This is a genomic window from Mucilaginibacter terrenus (assembly GCF_003432065.1).
In the GTDB taxonomy this organism is placed as follows: domain Bacteria; phylum Bacteroidota; class Bacteroidia; order Sphingobacteriales; family Sphingobacteriaceae; genus Mucilaginibacter; species Mucilaginibacter terrenus.
Genome location: NZ_QWDE01000001.1, coordinates 2,149,297 through 2,170,808 on the forward strand (window position 1 = coordinate 2,149,297; position 21,512 = coordinate 2,170,808).

Here is a 21,512-nt window from a genome sequence, read left to right on the forward strand (position 1 = left end):
TTAAAACGCCAATAATCTCATGTTTAAATTCTCTTTTACACTACTTTTTATTTCTACTTTTCTGAGCGTGATTACCTTCTTTGGTGATCGTACGCCGGCAAGTAATACATCAGCCAAAAAGGAAAATCAGGGCAAGTTGCCCGTTAAGGCCAACTGGCCCGACGGCTTAACAGTTACCCCGTTTACCGGGCCCGACCTTACCCCCAGTCCTGCATGTTTAGCTACTGCAGCAACAGGCGAAGTTTATGTGGGTGTAGATATGATGGGCTCGCTTGGAAAAGCGCCAGGCAAAGGGCGTATCCTGCGGCTTGTAGATAAAGATAACGATGGAAAACTGGACAGCCATACCGAGTTTGCCAAAGTTGACAATCCCCGGGGCATCCAGATCATCGGAAATAAAGTTTATGTACTGCACACCATCTTCTCTCCCGAAACCCACACTGCTACTGGCATGGACCTGGTGGTGTTTGAAGATAAAGACAAAGACGGCGTAGCTGACGGACCTTCTAAGCCGTTAATAGAACATATCAGCAACCCTAACATGCTGGCAGAACGCGGTACCGACCATGCTACCAATGGCATACGGCTAGGTATAGATGGCTGGATATATATTGCTGTGGGCGACTTTGGCTTTCACGATGCTGTTGATCGTAGCGGAAAAAAGCTAACTATGCTGGGTGGTGGCATTGTGCGTGTACGGCCCGACGGCACCGAAATGGAAATTTACAGCCACGGTACCCGGAACATATATGATGTTGCTATTGACCCTTACATGAACATTTTCACCCGCGATAATACCAATGATGGCGGCGGGTGGAACATCAGGTTCTCTCATCATATACAATCTGCAGAATATGGCTATCCGCTGCTGTTCCAGCATTTCACTGATGAGATTATCCCTGCCCTGGCAGACCTTGGCGGTGGCTCGGGAACTGGTTGCCTTTTTATGGATGAAGATACATGGCCGGCTAAATACAACCACGTGCCCATGATGGCAGACTGGGGAAGAAACGAGTTGTTCATCCACCGCGTAACGCCAAGCGGTGCCAGCTTTACACAAAAAGAAGAAAACTTTATTGACCTGTCGCAGATAACGGACCTTGACGTGGACGGCTCCGGAAGATTATACTTATCTGCCTGGGATGGCGCAGGGTACGAGGGTGCACCGGATAAAGGCTACGTTTTACGGGCGGTACCAACAGGCTGGACGTACAAAGCCTTTCCAAACCTAAAAGCGGCTTCGATTCAGGACCTGGCCCGCATGCTTACCTCAGGCAGCGCAGTTGCCAGGATAAACGCCTCACAGGAATTATTAACTCGCCCGGCAGATGAAGCTGCTAAAGCGTGTTTAAATATTGCACAACAAGTTAATCAGCCGCTTTACGGGCGTGTGGTAGCATTATATACCTACGCCCAGCTCGCAGGCGCACAGGCTATTCCTTCACTCGTGAAGTTATCTGCTGACGTTAAAATGAAAGAGTTTGCACTAAGGGCACTGGCCGATAGGAAAGCAACTCTCCAGGATGTGCCAACCGAGCCTTTTTTGAAAGGCCTTAAAGATACATCTGCACGGGTACAGGCGGCAGCTATTATTGGCCTTGGCAGGCTCAACAGACCTGAAATTGCACAGGCGCTACTGCAAACTAAAGTACCTGCAAGTTTTGTAGCACCCGGCAAAGAAGCAGAAGGCCCACATGCTAAGCCAAACTCCGCAATAGTGCCCGCACATTTAGCCGTACGGGCGCTTGTAAGCTTAAACGCGGTAAACGCCTGCGTAAATGCAATCGGAACACAAAACAACACCCTTGCGCTTTGGGCCTTGCGGTACATGCATGACGATAAAGCAGTAAGCGGCTTAATATCAGCTTATGCACGTGTTAAAAACGAGAAAGTTAAGAAGCAAATACTTACAACACTTGGCCGGCTGTACCGTAAGGAAAAAGACTATGATGGTTCATGGTGGTGGAGTACCCGGCCCGATTCACATGGCCCGTATTATAACGCCGTGCTATGGGGCTCATCGCCTAAAATAAAAACCTTCCTTTCAGCGGTTCGCGCCAAGTCTGATGCTGCAGGAAAAACATTTTTTGCTGACCTGAATGCCCGTAATCAAATGGGTATCCCGGCGTTTGGAGGTGAAGAAAAAGTATTAGCTTCCAAGGAAGTAAAGGTTGACCTGGACAAGATCCGGAACAAAAAAGGGCAAATAGGTAAATCGTCCATAGAAGATATTATGCTCGCCTTAGCTAAGATAAAGGGTGACCCGATAAAAGGCAAGGCGTTGTTTGCTCAACAGGGCTGTATTGCGTGCCATAATCTTAGCAGGTCGCAAAAACCTAAAGGGCCGTTCATGGGCCAGATAGGCTCTATCATGACCCGCCAGCAAATAGCCGAATCGATATTGAAGCCAAACGCATCCATATCACAGGGGTTTGCTACGGTGATGGTGACGGCAAAAGGAAACAAGAGCTATACCGGCTTTGTTACAGAGGATTCGGCACAAAAGATGGTAATGCGCGACATAGGCGGCAATGTTTATACTATCAAAAAGTCGGATGTGATATCGCGTAAAGAAATGAAAACTTCGATGATGCCAACAGGATTGGCAAACGCGCTATCGTACGAAGAGTTTGCATCCCTCGTGACCTTCCTTTCTCAACAGAAAAACTAGGATAACATGTTCTAGGGTGTCCCGCTCTTTAATCGGGACACCCGGGACACCTAAAAAAGACATCTATCTATAAACCAGTAATTTGCGTAATTAAAGCGGGACAGTGCGGGACAGTATAAAAGCTTTAATAAAAACAACTACAAGTCAGTATAAGAGGCTGTTATACTGAAATTCGATCATTTACAAACTGTGCCATAAACACCGGCTTTGGGACAGTTTGGGACAGCAAATTTTTTTATAAACAATACATTAACGGGTACCCATTCCTAAAAACATTGCGGTTAGATCAAGTCGCGTACGGTAAGTTCTTTTAGCAGTACTTTAAACCAGTAAGTGTAATGGTCGGGGTTTGCGGCAGCATCTGCTGTTAGCTCTTCTAAGTCGGCGTAGCGCCACGCATCAGCTTCTTCCGCATTAATTTCAGGTATACCATTATAATTTCCGAGGTATACATGATCTATTTCATGTTCTGTAAGCCCGTTCTCCAACTCGGCACGGTATCTAAAGGTGAATATCTCTTTTAATTCACATTCAAAACCCATTTCTTCGAGTAGCCGCCTGTTGGCAGCGGCATGTGTTTCTTCTCCGGGGCGAGGGTGGCTGCAGCAGGTATTTGACCATAACCCGGCAGAGTGATATTTACTTAACGCACGCTGCTGCAACAGCATTTGCCCTTCGTCATTAAATACAATTACAGAGAACGCCCGGTGCAGCAACCCCTTTCGGTGTGCTTCCATTTTCTCCATTACACCGGTTTCCCGGTCGTCACTGTCCACCAGTATCACCTGGTCATATCCCTGCATCATAATAGTTTTACCTGGGGTAGTATCAGCGCTCTTAACAGCAACCCAAACTTATACCTGTCAGACACTCTAACTCTTGCACTCATTACGTGCGCGGGCTCTAACCTCCTTATCTTGTTGAAAAGCACCCAGTAGTAGGTATATGCAAGGTAAACGCCCTTTCGTGCTGTTTTAGGCAGGCCGCGTATTCCAGCAAGCGCTTGTTCAAAATCTGCCTCTATCTCTTCCTCTATTAATCTCTTATGCTTTTGGTCGAAGCTGTTGATCTGTAAACCCGGAAAGTACATCCTGCCCAAATCAAGTGAATCAGCTTTTATATCACGTAAAAAATTCACTTTCTGAAAGGCTGCACCCAGTTTCATAGCCGGGATCTTCAAACGTTCGTACAGCTCATTATCATTCTCGCAGAATACGCGCAGGCACATTAAACCAACCACCTCTGCCGAGCCTAGTATGTATTGTTCATACAACCTCCGAGAATAGGTTTGCTGGTTAAGGTCCATCTCCATGCTATCCAAAAAGGTATCTATCAGCACCTGGTCTATACCGTACTTGCGCACGGTATGCTGAAAGCTGTTCAACACAGGGTTCAAGCTAACGCCCATTTCAAGTGCCGCGTAAGTTTGCGAGCGAAAATCTTTCAGCAGTGCTGCTTTAGGATAGCCGTGAAATGAATCAACAATTTCGTCGGCAAAGCGAACGAAGGCATAAATGTTATAAATGGGGGTTTGCAGGCGTTTATCAAGCAGCCTTATCCCAAGAGAAAAAGATGTGCTGTAAGTACGTGTAACCAGCTTACTGCAGGTGGTACTTATCTCGTCAAAGAGCGCTTTCATATATTATTTTAGCAAGCCCTTCTGTTTTAAGTTGAGCCTGCTTTACAAACATAATATTTTGTTTAATGTTTTTTGTAAAAAGTTAAACAAAATTCTTGGATTTACTTTTGCATAAAAGAACATTGTTTAAATTTTTAATTTAATTTAGCAACAGCAAACCACCTGTTCGGATCCACCGCCTTATGAGCACTACCGCCCGCTATTCTATTCGTGACCTGGAGAAACTTTCCGGTATTAAGGCCCATACTATCCGCATATGGGAGAAGCGTTACGATATAATTAAGCCCAGCCGTACTAACGCCAACATCCGGTTTTACTCTAACGACGACTTACGGCATATCCTTAACATCAGTTTGCTGAATAAGAACGGGTATAAGATCTCTGCTATCGCTGGCATGTCTGATGCGGATATAGCGGGCCACATGTCCACAGTTACCCTGACCGGAGACGGAACGGAAGCTGTACAGGAGAACCTTTTACTGAGCCTAATAGAAATGAATGAGGCGATGTTCAATCATGCGTTCATGAGCATCTTACTAAAGATGGGGTTCGAGAAAGCTTTCATCAACGTTATATTTCCCTTTTTCGAAAAGATAGGTGTAATGTGGCAAACGGGATCAATTAACCCCGCCCAGGAACATTTTTTTTCTAACCTGATCAGGCAGAAGATAATAGCCGCCACAGATGCTGTCAAGACCAGCGAATTTGGAGCAGGGCAATTAGTACTTCTGCTTTTGCCGGAGAACGAACTTCACGAGATTGGTTTGCTGTTTTACAACTATGCATTTAAAATACGAGGGTACCGTACAATTTACCTCGGCCAATCCGTTCCGCTGGAAAGCCTGCCGCTTGTTGCAGAAACCTGTAAGCCAGACGTAGTAGTTACCGGCATGACCACATCTCTTAATGCTTTATCGCTACCGGACTATGCACATCTACTAAGAAAAGCCCTGCCAGGCATCCCGGTATATTTTACCGGAAGATTGATTACAGGGAAGATAAGCGACTTTGGAAAAAACTTTTATTCAGTTGCCGATCTTGTTTCTTTACTTCAAAAATCCGCAGCATAACAACACTATTGCAACTTAAAGTTAAAGTGCTTTACTTTGTCTAACGCATTGTACTTAAAATTAAACAAAACGCAGGTTTTAAGCATACATTTTTAAATGAGCTTAAAGTTGTGAGCTTAAAATTATAACCATTAAAAATTAGAACGATAATCCAATATCTTATAACGAAATTAAAGCTTAATTAATGTTTATCAAGCCTTTACGGAATGGTATTTGTAATGCTTGAGAGAATTAAACGAGATGGCAAAACGGATACTTATAATTGACGATGACGAGGATATTTTGGAGATACTTAATATAGTGTTCCAGGATGAAGGGTATGATGTGGTAGTTTCGAATACCAGCGAGGCAGCGGATCATATATCTGTTATCCACCCGGACATTGTATTGCTAGATGTAAGGATAAAAGGCAGCACTAAAAACGGGCTGCAAATATGTGCCGAAATAAAGTCGCTCTATCCAGATTTAAAGTTGCCGGTTATACTTGTTTCGGGTGAGCACGACCTTGCTTCGTTAGCTAAACAATGCGGTGCAGACGGTTTCATACCAAAGCCGTTTGATATCTTCAAAATGACAATGCAGGTAAATAAGCACCTTATGTAAAATTTTCAAACTTCATTTTGCGTTTTACCGTAAAAATTGCCACATAAAAAGCAATTACTTTTTTAATAAACAGATAATTCACCTACATACAATATAGTATAAGCCGGTCACATGAGCAACGATACAAATAAGCCCGAACCAAGAAAGAAAATAAGCCTCGGCTCTAAAAAATTACGGGGATTTTTCCTCTCCCACCTCGATAAAATTTATTCTGCAAAAGCACACCTGGTGAACCATCTGCCTACTATTAAAGAGGAAGCTCACTTCGCCGATCTTAAGATAGCCGTTCGGGAAACTATAGAGGATGTAGAACGACAAATGGCACGCATGGAAGTTATTTATGAGTTGCTGGACTCCAGCCCTAACAATGCAAATTGCGGAGGGCTTGCGGGCCTTGTTGACGATGCCTTTGAAGACATAAAAAAACATGCTAAAGAAAATGAACTGCGCGATATGTCTATCGTGTTCTATCTTCAAAATATAGAGAGCCTGGAAATGGCGTCGTTCCAGGTTTTGCAAATGGCTGCCGTTAAGCTCAGGAACAAACAGATAAAACAACTGCTTAGAGAAAATTACGACGAAGCAAAAGCCGACCGTACGCTGTTGCTGCTTATCGGCTCCAAATATATTGTGTCCAGCACGGGAAGTTAGGGTTTTAACGCTGCTACTCTTATAAACAAACATTTTTAGCGCTCCGGCATTTTTACTTTAAACAAGTGAACACATGGATCAGCTAAAAAAAACTCTGCTGTCGGCCTTTATGGGTACTAACTTCATGACAGCTTATAGTGCGCTTCACTCCTATTTTGCAGGTGAAAACTTTCGCGAGCCAGACCATCTACAAACCATGGTAAAAAGGCTTGTGCCTGCGCTGGATAAAAAATGGTTAACCATTGCCGGCTGGGGCGCGCATTATGCCATGGGGGTTGTCTTCGCCGGCATTTACGTGGAGCTCTGGGAAGCAGGGAAAATAAAGGCCAATCTCAAAACAGCGTTGGTTATTGGCGGTATAAGCGGCATTGCCGGTGCGCTAATATGGAAGGGAACGTTTAAAGCACACCCGCTGCCACCATGGATAAACTATAACAAATACTACCTGCAGCGTATACCTGCACATGTAGTGTTTGCCATATTCGCTACACTTAATTACCAGCTCATTAGAGATAGTAAACGCAAAAAGGCTGCCTTATTAAAAACCATTGTTTAGCTAATGCTGAGTTCAAACAAATAACCTCAAAATTCCCTTATAAATAATAATTTAAGTTATAAATAACTTGTTATGGATAAGATGAAGGCTGCCTTAAAGACCGAAAAAGGCGATTTTGAGATCTCTGAAGTTGAACGCCCCACGCTCCCGGCACCAGATTGGGTGCTTGTAAATATAAAGGTGGTGGGAATATGCGGAACCGACCTGCGGCACTGGAAAAAAGCAGAACCCCACCTGGCATGCAAAATAATGGGCCATGAAACTGCGGGCGAAGTTGTTGCCGTTGGCGATCAGGTAAAAGATTTGAAAGTTGGCGACCGCGTAGTAGTAGAGACAGTATTGGGTGATGAAAGCTGCGACTGGTGCCGCGTACAGCAATATAATTTATGCCCTAATCTATACCCGGTAAGATCAGAAACTGTATCGCGCGACTTTGCTGAGTATGTAATTGCTCCGGCGAAAAAATGCTATAAACTGCCGGAGAACGTAAGTTACAAAGAAGCTACTTTGCTCGACACCTTTTCGGTGGCATTACATGCCATACAGCTAAGCCAAATAAAGTTAAACGACAAGGTGGTTGTAATTGGAGCAGGCTGCATTGGCTTAGGTCAGTTACAACTCGCTAAAATTTGCGGGGCTGATGTTGTTATTATAGATAAAGTAGACTCCGCTCTGCAACTCGCTAAAGAACTTGGTGCCGATGTAGTAATTAACTCTGATAAAGAGGATCCAAAAGATAAAGTAATGGCTTTTACCAATGGGCGCGGTGCTGATATAGTTTTTGAATGTGCCGGTGGCGAGGCAATGCCCATTACGCTTCCGCAGGCCACAACCTTTGCACGAAGGGGCGGCAAGGTGGTTATAGTAGGTGGTTTTGACGAAGGCATCACCACCATAGGTTTGGAGTGGCAGCGGATGCAAATGTCCGAAATAAAGCTTATTGGAAGCGCGAGTTATTCGTACTGGGACATCTATCCTGAAATGCAAATGAGCTTGGAACTTTTAGCAAAGGGAAAACTCAACGCAAAAAAAATGATCAGCCATAGTTTTGCACTGGACGATATTAACCAGGCATTCGAAACAGCTAAAAACAAGCAGGAAACTGCAGCCGTATTTGTAGCGCTAACTACATAAACTAAAAAGGCGAGCTTCATGGCTCGCCTCTTTAGTTTTACCCTGCATCGGAGTCATCTTCCAGGTCGGTACCCTGGTACGACTTCACTTCGCCATTGGAGAGTTTCACTTTCACCTCGCCGCCGTTTACCTCTATTACAGAACCTTCACCTTCGGGAGCCAATACCTTTTGGCCTTTCACAAATTTTACTCCGCTTTCCATATTTCTAAGTTATATCAGCTGCAAATGCGGCCTTATTTGTATATTAACTACATCGCAACGTTTTGGCTGACATAACGCAAACAAGATGGCGCCGGCAATATCCTCAGCTTTTAACATTTCGAGGTTTTCCTCTTTTTCCTGCTGATCCGGTACACTTACCGGCTGCATATCTGTACCTACCGCGCCTGGTTCTATAAGGGTAACCTTAATACCCGCTTCGTTAACCTCTTTACGCAGCGCTTCTGAAAAGCCTTGTATGGCCGACTTTGTTGCAACGTATATAGAGCTATTTTGCTCTCTTATATCGGCACTCATCGATCCAATATTTACAATGTGGCCGCTTTTATTAGCTCTCATACGGTCCAGTGCCTTGCGGGTACAACCCATGTAGCCCAGAACGTTTGTTTTAACAACCTCTTCCCAGTCAGCATAATCTCCTTCGCTCACGCTTTGGAACGCAAGCGCAGCGTTATTGATCAATACATCTAGCTTAGAGAAACGTTCGTCCGCTTCACTAAATAAATGGTCTATTCCTTCGCTGGTGGCCAAATCGGCAACAATGCCGTGCAAATTTCCACTAAATTCCTGCCCTTTTACGCTGGCAAGGGTATCATCCAGGTGCTGCTGATCGCGCCCGGCAAAGAGCACGTTTGCACCTTGCTGCGCTAATGCTATTGCCGCGATCCTTCCAATACCGGTTGTACCACCTGTTATAATAATTGATAAACCGTTTACCGTTCCGGGTAAAATGTCGTGTAATAACTTATCTGTTTCAGCTGTCATAGTTATATTGTTTTTATTAATTTCTGCGATTAATGATGTCCAATGGTACATACCCGTGAGAATGGCATTGCGGACCGGCAGATATAAAAACATGAGCTGGTATGTGTCTGAAAAACAGAAAAGGTGTATTTGTGTTTCATTAAAAGAAAAATGATTAATTAATACTATCATATACACCATATGGTGTTTGAGCTGCTTTACCATGCCTGACTCTCCATTAAAATATTCCTTCTTTAAGCGCAACGGGTTGACACTATTTTTTTTGGCGCTTTTCATTATTACTCTGGTTGCCCAGGCATTCACCGGATGGAAACAAAACAACCAGGAGATACAGGAAAAAGGCGGACAAGCACTAACGTTTGGCGCCTACCTCGGATCGGGCCATTTCTTTTCCGCCACTTTCGAGAACTTTCAAAGCGAGTTTTTGCAGATGGGGATGTATGTACTTTGCACTGTAGGATTACGGCAGATAGGATCGGCAGAATCTAAAAGTATGGAGGGCGAAGAAGAGGTAGACCGTGAACCTAAACCCGGGCCCGATGCACCTTTTGCTGTTCGCAAAGGTGGCTGGCTGTTATGGGTTTATAGTAATTCATTGTCTTTGTGTTTCCTGGGTTTGTTCCTTTTGAGTTGGGCAGGGCATTTGTATGGCAGCTTTACCAACCACAACGACGAGCAAATGCTGATGCATAAACCACAGGAAGATCTGCTAACTTATTTGAGTGAACCAGAATTTTGGTTTGAAACATTTCAAAACTGGCAAAGTGAGTTTTTGTCTATCGTGTCTATCGTGTTCCTCACCATCTACTTGCGTCAAAAGGGCTCGCCTGAATCAAAGCCTGTTGATGCACCACATATGGAAACAGGTAAGTAAGGCACACTTTGGACGGCTCATCTATTCCGCCTATATTGCCGTACCAAACTTACCAAACATGAAACGCAGAAACTTCATGCAAAGCTCGCTGCTGGCAGGTGCATCGCTGCTTGCAGGCAATGCTGTAAAAGCAAATATAGCTGGCAAACCGGCGGGAGATAAGATAGCCGGCAAACCGTTCAATTTAAATTACGGCATTCACGATGGCATGTTTAAAAACCATGCAGGTGATGACTTTATTAATCAGATAAAGTTTGCTTACGACCAAGGTTTTAGGGCGATTGAAGACAACGGAATGTCTGGCAGGCCGGTAGAACAACAAAAGAAAATAGGCGATACCCTGGCCAAGTTGGGCATGGGAATGGGCGTGTTTGTGCAGCCGGGCTTAAGTAACGATGGTAATATGCTGGCGACAGGCAAAAGCGACCAGGTAGATAATTTTATAAAGTCGTGTACGCAGGCCGTCGAAGTTGCCAAGCGAATTAACAGTAAACTGGTAACAGTGGTACCCGGCGACTTTCAACGAAACCTACCTATAGGAATACAAATGGGGAATGTTATAGAAGCTATCAAAAAAGGAGTTGCTGTTTTGGAGCCTCACGGCATTGTTATGGTGCTGGAGCCACTAAGCGACAACCCGAACCTTTTTCTGCGCACACCAGACCAGGGATTTGAGATATGTAAAGCCGTAGGCAGCCCATCCTGCAAAATATTGTATGACATGTACCACGTACAGCGCAACCAGGGCAACATACTTCCTACCCTTGACTGGGCATCTGATGAAATTGGCTACTACCAGGTTGGCGATAACCCCGGCCGCAACGAACCCGGTACTGGTGAAATAAACTATAAAAATATATTTAAGCACATCTATAACAAAGGGTACAAAGGGGTAGTAGGGATGGAACATGGTATTGCCGGGAAAGGCAAAGCTGGCGAGCTCGCGCTGATACAGGCCTACCGTGAGGCAGACAGCTTTTTATAATGATACGACAAGCCCTACCCGAGGACGCTCCGCAGATTGCCCCTTTGATAATTTTGGCGATGGGGCCGCTGGCAGCAAAGTTTGCCAATACAGACGATACCAACGCTACACGAGCGCTTTTCGAGCGTTTTATAGGAGAGCCGTTAAATCAGTATAGCTACCAAAACATTTTAGTTGATACAGAAGAAGATGCGATAAGAGGGATGATCATGGGATATGACGGCGCACAATTGGATGTGCTCCGCAGCCGCTTTCTTGATTATATACGCGGAACACTGGGCTTTGAGGGCACACCTGAGGATGAAACGTCTGCCGGTGAATTTTACATTGATTGCCTTGCTGTATATCCGCAATACCAGGGACTAGGCATCGCAAAAGAGTTGCTCAAAAGTACAATCGAAAAAGCAGCTGCCAACGGGCATGCTGTTGTAGGTTTACTGGCAGATGTTGATAATCATAAAGCTCAAAAGCTTTATACAAGCATGGGCTTTACTATTTGCGGCAAAAAATACCTTTTAGGAGGGCAGCATTACCATATGCAACACAATTATTGAGAATACAGCAACCATCGTTAGCTGAATTTAGCCGCTAATTAATTAACAAATAGATAAACAAAATGGCCTTGCAGGTTATTTAGTAAACCATATGTTTATTGGCACTGAGGAATGTACCTCATTGCTTATTAAATACATTTTTATTATCATATTTGATTTTACAACTTTAATAACCGAAAATACAAATACCACTATGCAGGAACTAGACCCAACCATTCTCCAGAAAGTCAATTCATGGCTTGAAGGAAACTATGATGCCGACGTGAAACAGCAAATACAAAAAATGCTGGATGACAAAGCCTATACCGAACTGACAGATTCTTTTTACCGCGACCTTGAATTTGGTACCGGCGGCTTACGTGGTATAATGGGTCCTGGTACTAACCGCATAAACAAATACACAATAGGCTCGGCAACGCAGGGATTGGCCAATTACCTCAAAAAAACCTACCCCGGCGAAAAGATCAAGGTGGCCATAGCGCATGATAGCCGCAATAATTCCGACCTGTTTGCAGGTATAACTGCCGAGGTATTCTCTGCTAATGATATACATGTTTACTTTTTTAACGCTTTAAGGCCAACGCCAGAGTTGTCATTCGCGGTGCGCCACTTTGGTTGCAAGAGTGGTGTAATGCTCACGGCCTCTCATAACCCTAAGGAGTACAACGGCTACAAAGCTTACGGTGATGATGGCGGCCAGTACGTTGCTCCGCATGATAAAGCCGTGATGGATGAAGTTGCGGCAATCAAGAGCGTAGACGACGTTAAGTTTAATCGTGTTGATGCTAATATTGAAGAAATTGGTGAAGAAATAGACCAACTGTATCTTGATGGCATAGTAAAACTGTCGGTATCGCCTGACGCTATTAAACGCCAGAAGGACCTGAAGATCGTGTACTCTCCTATCCACGGAACGGGTATAACCTTAGTGCCTAAAGCGCTGGAAATGTTCGGATTTGAGAACGTTATTTTGGTTGATGAACAGACCACACCTGATGGTAACTTCCCTACCGTAGTTTATCCAAACCCGGAGGAAAAAGAAGCTCTCACCCTGGCAATGAAAAAAGCTCAGGAAACTGACGCTGACCTGGTATTGGCAACCGACCCGGATGCAGACCGTGTTGGTATTGCGGTAAAGAATAATAAAGGCGAGTTCATCCTATTTAATGGTAACCAAACCGGCAGCTTGCTTATTAACTACCTGCTCACCGCATGGCAGGAAAAAGGTAAACTTACCGGAAACGAATACATTGTTAAAACCATTGTAACCACCAACCTTATAGAGCAGATAGCTAAGGCTAAAGGCGTTACATTCTACAACACGCTTACAGGCTTTAAATACATAGGTGAACTGATCACCAAGTACAAGGGCCAAAAAACCTTTATTGGCGGCGGCGAGGAAAGCTACGGTTACCTTGTAGGCGAACTGGTTCGCGATAAGGATGCTATAGTATCGGCAGCTTTTATCTCTGAGATGACCGCCTTTTACAAAGATAAAGGCAGCAGCCTGTTTGATGCCATGCTGGAGACCTACATAGATTATGGCTTCTACAAAGAAAAATTGATCTCTTTAACCAAAAAGGGTAAAACAGGTGCCGAAGAGATCGTAGCGATGATGGAGAAATTCCGTAACAACCCGCCAAGTGAACTGGGTGGATCTAAGGTGATTACGCTTAAGGATTACGAAAAGCGTATAGAAACTGACCTTACCACCAATACCACTAAACCAATCGAGCTGCCATTATCAGACGTACTGCAGTTTATTACAGAGGATGGCAGCATCATCTCGGCACGCCCATCTGGTACCGAGCCGAAGATTAAGTTCTATTGCAGCGTTAACGGCAAACTGGAAAGCAAAGAAGCCTACGCTGAAGCCGATAAACAGCTTGACGAGAAGATCAAAAAGATCATGACCGACCTTGGAGTAGAATAGTGCCATAAAGCGCGCAGGTGTTCAAAAGTGTTCAGCTTTTTTTGTCGAACAGCGTTTTGAACACCTGCTTACCGCTTTACGTTAATCCTCGTAAAAAGCGCCAATCTGCAGTCGAATCGCACTTTTTGCTTAAAATTTAATGCAGAGTTCTTCAAAAACCACACAAAAAAAATCTGCTATTTTAAATTTTATTTGCAAGTAATAGGTGATATTACAGGTAGAAAAACACCTCGATGCTGACCGCCTTAAAGAAAGTTTTTATAGGTCCAAGGCCTGCAGCATTATATCCATTTGTTGCAATCGTCAACAGTAGCCTTAACAGGTTTTCTCATCTTCTACCCGCTGTGGAATATTCTTTATTTGTGTAAAAAAATATCCTTCAAAGCAAAAAACTTTTGGCTGTTTTATTTAGTTTAGCAGATTATATGTTGCACCGGGTTTAGCTGATGTACCATATTCCCCCTAATTAGCAAGGTCCTTTACGGGCTGGGGAAACCTATGCCTATTTCATATTAATTACTTTGGATATCATTCAGGACGGAGATTTTTCATTCTCCAACGGAACGCTTAAGAGAGATTTTGAACTGCTTACCCAAGCAGTCAATGCCTCTATATCGGGTATCATCATCACTGACAATCAGCAGCCCGATAACCCTATAATTTATTGCAACGAGGCCTTTGAACGTATCACAGGATACGACCGCCGGGATATAATTGGCCATAACTGCCGTTTTTTGCAGATGGACGACCGCAACCAAAAAGAGCGCGAGATATTGCGCAACGCGGTGCGGAATGGCGAGAAGTGCGTGGTGGAAATTCGTAATTACCGCAAAAACGGGGAGCTTTTCTGGAACGAATTGTACATGTCGCCTATACAGGATGAACAGGGCAACGTTACCTACTTTATTGGTGTACAAAACGATATTACCCTGCGTAAGAAAGCAGAACAGGAATTACGCCAGGAAAAAGATAAAATGGAAAAGCGCATTGAAGAGCGCACCCGTTTGTTAAAAGAAAGCGAAGAATACCTGGCCAGTATAGTGCAAACCGTACGGGAAAGCCTTATTGTGCTGGATGTAGATTATAACGTAATAAGTGTTAACCAGCACTTCCTGCGCACCTTTAAAGTATCAAGCGAGGAAACAGAAGGCAAGAACATGTACCAGCTTGGTAACGGGCAGTGGAATATACCCCGTTTGAAAGAGCTGCTGGAAAAAATACTCCCCACCAACAACCCCGTAATAGAGTTTGAAGTGGAGCATGATTTTCCGCATATCGGCAAAAAGATAATGCTGCTTAATGCACACCGTATAGAGCTAGAAGGCCAGTTTAAGGACCGTATTTTAATTGCGATCGAAGACATAACCGAGCGCCGCTCGATAGAACGCCGCAAGGATGATTTCCTGTCCATAGCCAGTCATGAGCTTAAAACCCCGCTGACCACGATTAAGGGCTATGTATCTATGCTGGAACGCCTGATGCCCGAAAATGCAGGTGAAAAATTTAAAGGTGTGGTAAACAAAACAAGCACCTATATAGACAGGCTTAACAACCTGATAGAAGAACTGCTGGATGTATCGCGCATACAAACCGGGAACATCGAGCTGCACAAAGAGGCGTTTGATTTTGACAAGATGGTGCGCGAAACGGTGGACGGACTGCAAACCGCAAACAAATCGCACCGGATTGTTATTAAGGGAAAAACCACCAGTAACTTTGTAGGCGATGAATCGCACCTGGTACAGGTGATGAGCAATCTTTTATCTAACGCCATAAAGTACTCTCCGGAGCGGGACGAAATATTGGTTTATTTATCACTTGTGAGCAACTATCTTAAAGTTTCTGTTACCGACTACGGCATGGGCATAAGCCCGGAGGACCAGCAAAAAATATTTGAACGTTTTTACCGCGCCAGCGACATACAGCAGCGCTTCCCGGGCATGGGCATTGGCCTGTACATATGCGACCAGATCATCAAAAACCATGGCGGATCATTATGGGTGGAAAGCGAAAAAGGCAAGGGCTCTACGTTTAGTTTTACATTGCCTGTAAGCGAGAGGAGCGCGGTATGACAGACAAAAAGATATTGATCTGTGATGACGATGAGGGCATACTGGATATGCTGGAAATGGTATTGGAAGACAGTGGATACACCATTATACCCGAACGTAACAGCCTGAACATTTACAGCCTTATAGAGAAAGAACAGCCTGATCTTGTATTGCTTGATCTTTGGATGCCTGTTTTATCAGGGGACCAGGTGCTGCGTACGCTAAGAAAAAACCCCCGCACTAAAGATATGCCGGTGATTGTTATTTCGGCAAGTACCGAAGGGCAGCGCATAGCTGCGGACGCCGGAGCCAGCGAATTCGTAGCTAAACCGTTTGATGTAGATAAACTTATTGACAAGGTGCAAGCCTTACTTAATTAGCTCGGTTCAAAAACGGCAGCTTATCAGGGGTGCCGTAAAAGTATACCAAAAATATGATGAGTGTTATTACCAGCATAATTAATATGCTGCTGATAAACCAGATAATCCGCCGGTCTTCTTTTACAAAGCGCGTACGTATTTGCTCCAGTTCCGCATCAATCTTCTCCTGGTTGTACGTGCTGTTTAACAGCCGTTGTATATAGCTTTCCTCGCTTGCACCAGGCTCGTCTTTTCGGGGGAAATCATTGCTCATGATGTACATATAGTACCAAATTACGGCACGTATGTACATCCTCAATGGAAAAAAATCAAATCAGGTAGTTTTACGGGGTTGTTTAGCAAGCCACTTTGCGGTTTATGAATTGTGTTGATTCAGCTGTAAATAAGCAATTTCATGCTTGGAGTTGACCCTTTAATGAGAGATTGCTTCGTTCCTTGCGATGACGTTAAAAAGAAGGCTATGTAGTGTATCGTATTACGCTTTCTTCATGGTTTGTTTGCGCAGCAGGTTTATCACCACGTAAGCGCCAACCATTGCCGGGAAAAACAGCAGGAACGAACGTTGCAGCAGGGTAAATATCGGCAGCAGCGTAGCCGGGATAATGGTACCGAACAGCTTGGAGATAAGTACCTCGGCAAAACCGCTGCCCCCCGGGCTGGGCGCAAAATAGATACCGAACTGAATGATCACCTGGAAAGCGATAACCTGCACCAGGTTGGCATTAACACCCAGGCCCATCAGGATAACCCATTGCAAGCAATATTTATTGAGGTAAAGTACTGTGGTAATAAGCAAACTAAGCGGAAACAGGAACGGGTGCTGCTTTACAATAACACTGCATGTTTGCTGATAATTGCTGATGCTGGTAAAAGAATTCTCGGCCCAGTTGTGCAGTTTCTCTTTACGCTTGGGAAGTAAGACAGCCAGCCACTGTGCTATTTTACGTATAGCCGCGCCTACCCACAAGGGTTTCCAAAAGGCGAGCATGAATGCTGTAAGGAAAAGCAGGAAGAACGTGAACCCAAAGCGCAGCATTTGCGGTACAAAACTACTTACCGAACTGGTGTCCATCAGCGTAATAGCAACAAAGCCGGCCAACGGCATAAATATAAGCGTAGCGCCCATATTAATAAGGCTTACGGCAAATGCATCAATAAACTTCACACCATTGCTGGTGTATACAAATATTTGGGCAGGGCCTGCACCGCCATGCGCTGGTGTTACCGCACCCATAAACATGTTGGCTACGTTTGCCCTGAAACTTACCCAGTGCGATACCGCGGGTGCCAGTTTACGAATGTAAATGTGGTTGCGCCAGCTGCCCAGCATAAGGTCCACAAAAAGCATCACAAAGCAAATTGCTATATACTTGTAAGATATGTGCGACAGGGCCTTTACCGTATCGCCGGTGTTGTTATAAAAGAAAATACCGGCGATAGTGATTACGGTGATCAGCGCGAACCAAAAGGCACCTTTTATAATTACAGACTTGTTAAATACGGTGGTAACTTCCTGCTTATCGGCCTGTAAAGCCTTTTGCTTGCTTTCTTTTACCAATTCCGGCTGTTCTGCCTGTACTGTCTCCTGATCCGTGGGGTGTGCCATTAACGCAAATATAAAAATTAAAATAAAGGCTCACCTTCAGACTTTTCAGGCGTAATGCCTTTCCACTTCAGGATAGTATCGAACAGGTCGGCGGTACGGGCAGGGCCCTCTTTCCAGCCTTTTTGGTTGTAGATAAGCGGCACATGAATATGTTCGCGGCGGAGCGAACCATGCGATCCTATGTGCTCCGGGTATTCCCAAAACTCACGCAGGTCATAACCTACGTTAGCGCTGATAACAATATCCCCTGCCCTGCGGCTTTGGAACAATTGGTATATCTGGAAAATAGCATCCGGGTAATCGGTATCAAAGGTAGCCTCCAGTATAGCCCGGTGGCCGGTAGCTTCTACTTTGCCCCCGTATGCCAGCACATTCGCAGTTTGCGGCTCGTAAGTAAACACGTCGTTCCTGACAGATATTTTGGCTTTGCCTGCTTTGTTATGTACAATAAAGGTTTGTTCTTCATCGCCGCGGTAAATAGCAAAATCCACCGCATCTTCGTTAAGCAGCTTCTGCAGCTTGTCTGCACCCATTATGTTTACAATCTCCGTTTCGCGTAGCACATGGTCACCCTCATGATTCAGCAGGTGGATGCTGCCAAATGAGTTACCGGAGATCATCACGGCCGATTTTGGATTACTTTTCCAGATAACCGGGTAGTAAACAGATTTTAGCCCGTTGTTGGTCATCCAGTCACCCAGATCCAGGTGCTTGGTTGTTGGCGTAAGCCCGTGGTCAGATGTCAATACAAACAATGTATCGTCCCACATGCCTTTGCTCTCCAGCTTGGCACGTACGGTACCTAAACTGCGGTCTACTATTTTATATGCCTCAATGGTGCGTTCGTCGCGTATGTGGTGATAGTGCGAGTCCCAGTCTACGCTGGGGAATACCGCAAAAAGAAAATCAAAGTCTTTGCCGGATTCCAGCATTTGCATAATACGGTCGTGGCCCTGTAAATCTACCGGATGGTGTACCTGCTTAAAATGCGCTTTAGTGTATAGCCAACCTTTACCCTTTTTACCTAAGTCATATTCATCAGGCACGTTACGGGTAATCATGTTGTACAGGTTGTACGATTCGCCCATTAGCTCAAACAGAGTTGGCTTGTCCGGGTGCATATCCGTGTTAAACCAGGCAGCTTCCGGCCCGCAATAGCTGCGCATCGCATTTTTGTTCCAGCGGGTGCGCTTAAACTCTTTTTTATCAAACCAGCGTATGCCGGTTATATCCTGAGTGCCGGGAAAATGGCCTGTTAAAAACGGCAGGTAAGCAGGGCCGGTGGTAGAAGGGAAACAGGTTGTGGCTTTGCGGTAAGTACCTTCTTCTATAATCCTTTTAATATTGGGTAGCAGTCCCTGTTCTAACAACTCGGGCATTACTTCGGCGTGGGCGCCGTCTACCAGGTAAAAAAGCACGCGCTTTTTGCTTTGCATCAATTTAAATCATTTAGGGAGGTGGGCGCTACGCAGCACACCCTTTTAACAATTGCGCAAAGGTAAATTAATTTACTTATCGTTAAGCACGGTAATTATAACATACAACCGGCAAGTATGCTAAATTATGTTAAATTTATAAGGAAACACTTATTTTAGTCCTCCTTGATGAACCTAACACCGCAACCTTCTATACACATCAGCGGGCCGGCTGGGGATAATGTTAACATATCGCCTTCTATCTTATAAATGAAGTTTTGTGAATCGGTCCCGGTTTGCTTCTTAAATACAAGCGTAGTGCTGTCTTTAACGGTGTAAGTACTGTATGCCGAGAAATACAGCAGGAAGTTATCCGAATTATTTAGTCCGCTTACCTCCAGTTTCCCGTCGCTTTTAAACGTCAGCTTGTTGTTACCCGGGTTACTCACCGGAACGTATTTACCGCTGCCGTCGCCGGGGTCGGTGTAAGCCGCGTTAAGCTGCCAGGTTCCGGCGAGGGGTTTATCAGCTTCAACTTTTTCTTTGGTGCATGCTGCTAATAACACAATTAACAAACATGCTGTAAGTTTTACCAGTGTCTTCATTGGAGTGGTTTCTTTAGATTACGGTTTCAACACCGTAGCTGATACAGCTCAACAAAACTTTAACATAAGCTTCACAAGCAGCTAACATAATACGCCCTATACTTTCTGCTTTTTGCCAATCTGTTAATTAACTAAATTCCTTACCTTTGCGGCTCAAAAAACACCCTGCTGATGAGCCAGTCCGTTCAAATAAAAAATGCCCTTATCTCGGTTTATTACAAAGACAACCTGGAGCCGATAATTCATGAGCTTAACCGCTTAGGCGTTAAGATATACTCTACCGGCGGTACCGAAACCTTCATCCGCGATTTGGGTGTAGATGTGATTGCAGTTGAGGACCTTACCTCCTATCCATCAATCCTGGGCGGGCGTGTAAAAACTTTGCACCCTAAGGTATTTGGCGGCATATTATCGCGCCGCGGACTGGATAGCGATGAGCAGCAGCTTGCACAATACGAGATACCGGAAATTGACCTGGTAATTGTAGACCTGTACCCGTTTGAAGAAACAGTAAACTCCGGTGCAAACCAGGACGATATTATTGAAAAAATAGACATCGGCGGCATATCGCTCATCCGCGCGGCGGCAAAAAACTACAAGGATGTAGTTATTCTAGCCTCAAAAGATGATTACGGCATCCTGGAAGATATCCTTAAAACGCAGGATGGTTCTACCACGATAGATCAGCGTCGTAAGTTTGCTCAAAAGGCCTTCAACATATCATCAAACTACGACACGCATATTTTTCAGTATTTTGATGCAACGGAGCCGATGCCTGTTTTCAAGCAAAGCATTCAAAAAAGTCAAACGCTGCGCTATGGCGAGAACCCGCACCAGAAAGGCACTTTCTATGGCAACCTCGAAGCCATGTTCACCAAACTGAATGGTAAGGAACTATCATACAACAACCTGGTAGATGTTGACGCGGCGGTATCACTTATCGATGAGTTTACCGAACCTACCATTGCTATCTTAAAACACACCAATGCTTGCGGCGTAGCTACACGTAATTTCATTAAAGAAGCCTGGGTAGATGCCCTTGCCTGCGATCCTGTTTCGGCATTTGGCGGTGTGATCATCGCTAATGATGAAATAAACGCCGAGACAGCTACAGAAATAGATAATATCTTCTACGAGGTGCTTATCGCTCCAGCTTATACCGATGAAGCTTTAAATATTCTTACCGCCAAAAAGAACCGCATAGTGTTGATTCGCAATCGTGTGGAGCTGCCGTTAAAACAGTTCAAGACCTTACTGAATGGCGTTATAGAGCAGGACAAAGACCTGGTTGTAGAAGGCCCGGACCAGATGACCAGCGTTACCGATGTAAAACCGACAGAACAGGAATTAAAAGACCTGCATTTTGCTAACAAACTGGTAAAGCACACAAAATCTAACACCATTGTTATTGCCAAAAACAACCAGCTGCTGGCTAGCGGCGTAGGCCAGACCTCACGCGTAGATGCCATGAAACAGGCTCTGGTTAAAGCAGCAGAGTTTGGGTTTGATGTAAAAGGTGCGGTGATGGCTTCTGATGCTTTCTTCCCCTTCCCGGATTGTGTGGAGATAGGTGCTGATGCCGGTATTACTGCGGTATTGCAGCCAGGCGGATCAATAAACGATAAACTTTCAGTAGCTAAATGCAACGAGAAAGGCATTGCAATGGTAACCACCGGTGTACGTCACTTTAAACACTAATTATTCTGATTAATACGGGTTAATAATCGCGCAAAATTGCTCATATTCATACGAATTTTAAGAAAGTGGAGTTATTAACTATTACTTAGTTTTAACGCCGAA

General features: G+C 44.6%; 21 protein-coding genes. 13 read left to right on the forward strand and 8 right to left on the reverse strand.

Annotated features, from left to right (window positions below; genetic code table 11):
• Window positions 1-19: 19 nt before the first annotated feature.
• The gene (locus tag DYU05_RS09625) at window positions 20-2,671 is read left to right on the forward strand and encodes a DUF7133 domain-containing protein (protein ID WP_117382727.1); all 2,652 of its coding nucleotides are present in this window, start codon (window positions 20-22) and stop codon (window positions 2,669-2,671) included.
• Between the two features lie 281 nt (window positions 2,672-2,952).
• Here DYU05_RS09625 and idi read toward each other — a convergent pair whose 3' ends face one another.
• Both idi and DYU05_RS09635 read right to left on the reverse strand, forming a co-directional pair.
• On the reverse strand, window positions 2,953-3,477 hold the full coding sequence (gene idi / locus DYU05_RS09630) for an isopentenyl-diphosphate Delta-isomerase (protein ID WP_235853981.1): 525 nt from the start codon (window positions 3,475-3,477) through the stop codon (window positions 2,953-2,955).
• The gene (locus tag DYU05_RS09635; RefSeq protein WP_117382728.1) at window positions 3,474-4,310 is read right to left on the reverse strand and encodes a phytoene/squalene synthase family protein; all 837 of its coding nucleotides are present in this window, start codon (window positions 4,308-4,310) and stop codon (window positions 3,474-3,476) included. Before DYU05_RS09635 ends, idi begins: the two co-directional genes overlap by 4 nt.
• A gap of 182 nt (window positions 4,311-4,492) precedes the next feature.
• Here DYU05_RS09635 and DYU05_RS09640 point away from each other — a divergent pair, with 182 nt between their 5' ends.
• The 5 genes from DYU05_RS09640 (at window position 4,493) to DYU05_RS09660 (ending at window position 8,324) form a co-directional block, all read left to right on the forward strand.
• The gene (locus DYU05_RS09640; RefSeq protein WP_117382729.1) at window positions 4,493-5,380 is read left to right on the forward strand and encodes a MerR family transcriptional regulator; all 888 of its coding nucleotides are present in this window, start codon (window positions 4,493-4,495) and stop codon (window positions 5,378-5,380) included.
• Window positions 5,381-5,620: 240 nt separating this feature from the next.
• Complete coding sequence (locus tag DYU05_RS09645; RefSeq protein ID WP_117382730.1) at window positions 5,621-5,983, forward strand: response regulator; 363 nt, start codon at window positions 5,621-5,623, stop codon at window positions 5,981-5,983.
• Window positions 5,984-6,094: 111 nt separating this feature from the next.
• On the forward strand, window positions 6,095-6,634 hold the full coding sequence (locus DYU05_RS09650; protein ID WP_117382731.1) for a YciE/YciF ferroxidase family protein: 540 nt from the start codon (window positions 6,095-6,097) through the stop codon (window positions 6,632-6,634).
• Between the two features lie 73 nt (window positions 6,635-6,707).
• Window positions 6,708-7,190 carry a hypothetical protein gene (locus DYU05_RS09655; protein ID WP_117382732.1) on the forward strand — a complete coding sequence of 161 codons (483 nt, stop codon included), beginning with the start codon at window positions 6,708-6,710 and terminating at the stop codon, window positions 7,188-7,190.
• Window positions 7,191-7,262: 72 nt separating this feature from the next.
• Window positions 7,263-8,324, forward strand: a complete 1,062-nt coding sequence (locus DYU05_RS09660) for a zinc-dependent alcohol dehydrogenase (protein ID WP_205771825.1) — start codon at window positions 7,263-7,265, stop codon at window positions 8,322-8,324.
• A 37-nt stretch (window positions 8,325-8,361) separates the two neighbouring features.
• On the opposite strand, the gene DYU05_RS21110 is transcribed toward DYU05_RS09660, so the two are convergent.
• Complete coding sequence (locus DYU05_RS21110) at window positions 8,362-8,526, reverse strand: hypothetical protein (protein WP_165852038.1); 165 nt, start codon at window positions 8,524-8,526, stop codon at window positions 8,362-8,364.
• A 9-nt stretch (window positions 8,527-8,535) separates the two neighbouring features.
• The gene (locus tag DYU05_RS09665; RefSeq protein WP_117383010.1) at window positions 8,536-9,309 is read right to left on the reverse strand and encodes an SDR family oxidoreductase; all 774 of its coding nucleotides are present in this window, start codon (window positions 9,307-9,309) and stop codon (window positions 8,536-8,538) included.
• Window positions 9,310-9,511: 202 nt separating this feature from the next.
• On the opposite strand from DYU05_RS09665, the gene DYU05_RS09670 reads away from it, so the two are divergent.
• From DYU05_RS09670 to DYU05_RS09695, 6 genes are all read left to right on the forward strand, one after another.
• Window positions 9,512-10,183: a DUF6766 family protein gene (locus tag DYU05_RS09670; protein ID WP_117382733.1), complete on the forward strand. Its 672-nt coding sequence runs from the start codon at window positions 9,512-9,514 to the stop codon at window positions 10,181-10,183.
• Window positions 10,184-10,241: 58 nt separating this feature from the next.
• Window positions 10,242-11,168: a hydroxypyruvate isomerase family protein gene (locus DYU05_RS09675; RefSeq protein ID WP_117382734.1), complete on the forward strand. Its 927-nt coding sequence runs from the start codon at window positions 10,242-10,244 to the stop codon at window positions 11,166-11,168.
• On the forward strand, window positions 11,168-11,722 hold the full coding sequence (locus tag DYU05_RS09680; protein ID WP_117382735.1) for a GNAT family N-acetyltransferase: 555 nt from the start codon (window positions 11,168-11,170) through the stop codon (window positions 11,720-11,722). The genes DYU05_RS09675 and DYU05_RS09680 overlap by 1 nt, the downstream gene beginning before the upstream one ends.
• Window positions 11,723-11,915: 193 nt before the next feature.
• Entirely contained in the window at window positions 11,916-13,655 is a 1,740-nt protein-coding gene (locus tag DYU05_RS09685; RefSeq protein WP_117383011.1) for a phospho-sugar mutase, read from the forward strand.
• 521 nt (window positions 13,656-14,176) lie between these two features.
• Complete coding sequence (locus tag DYU05_RS09690) at window positions 14,177-15,727, forward strand: PAS domain-containing sensor histidine kinase (RefSeq protein ID WP_235853982.1); 1,551 nt, start codon at window positions 14,177-14,179, stop codon at window positions 15,725-15,727.
• Window positions 15,724-16,086, forward strand: coding sequence for a response regulator transcription factor (locus DYU05_RS09695; protein WP_117382736.1), 363 nt, complete (start codon window positions 15,724-15,726; stop codon window positions 16,084-16,086). Before DYU05_RS09690 ends, DYU05_RS09695 begins: the two co-directional genes overlap by 4 nt.
• Here the strand turns inward: DYU05_RS09695 and DYU05_RS09700 are convergent.
• The 4 genes from DYU05_RS09700 to DYU05_RS09715 form a co-directional block, all read right to left on the reverse strand.
• Complete coding sequence (locus tag DYU05_RS09700) at window positions 16,079-16,339, reverse strand: hypothetical protein (protein WP_165852039.1); 261 nt, start codon at window positions 16,337-16,339, stop codon at window positions 16,079-16,081. The two genes, DYU05_RS09695 and DYU05_RS09700, sit on opposite strands and share 8 nt — an antisense overlap.
• Window positions 16,340-16,561: 222 nt before the next feature.
• Window positions 16,562-17,692 carry a lysylphosphatidylglycerol synthase transmembrane domain-containing protein gene (locus DYU05_RS09705; protein ID WP_117382738.1) on the reverse strand — a complete coding sequence of 377 codons (1,131 nt, stop codon included), beginning with the start codon at window positions 17,690-17,692 and terminating at the stop codon, window positions 16,562-16,564.
• A 17-nt stretch (window positions 17,693-17,709) separates the two neighbouring features.
• Window positions 17,710-19,128 (reverse strand): alkaline phosphatase family protein, encoded by a 1,419-nt coding sequence (locus DYU05_RS09710; RefSeq protein WP_117382739.1) that lies wholly within the window; start codon window positions 19,126-19,128, stop codon window positions 17,710-17,712.
• A 155-nt stretch (window positions 19,129-19,283) separates the two neighbouring features.
• On the reverse strand, window positions 19,284-19,712 hold the full coding sequence (locus tag DYU05_RS09715) for a lipocalin family protein (RefSeq protein WP_117382740.1): 429 nt from the start codon (window positions 19,710-19,712) through the stop codon (window positions 19,284-19,286).
• Window positions 19,713-19,883: 171 nt separating this feature from the next.
• On the opposite strand from DYU05_RS09715, the gene purH reads away from it, so the two are divergent.
• The gene (gene purH / locus DYU05_RS09720; RefSeq protein WP_117382741.1) at window positions 19,884-21,410 is read left to right on the forward strand and encodes a bifunctional phosphoribosylaminoimidazolecarboxamide formyltransferase/IMP cyclohydrolase; all 1,527 of its coding nucleotides are present in this window, start codon (window positions 19,884-19,886) and stop codon (window positions 21,408-21,410) included.
• Window positions 21,411-21,512: the final 102 nt, after the last annotated feature.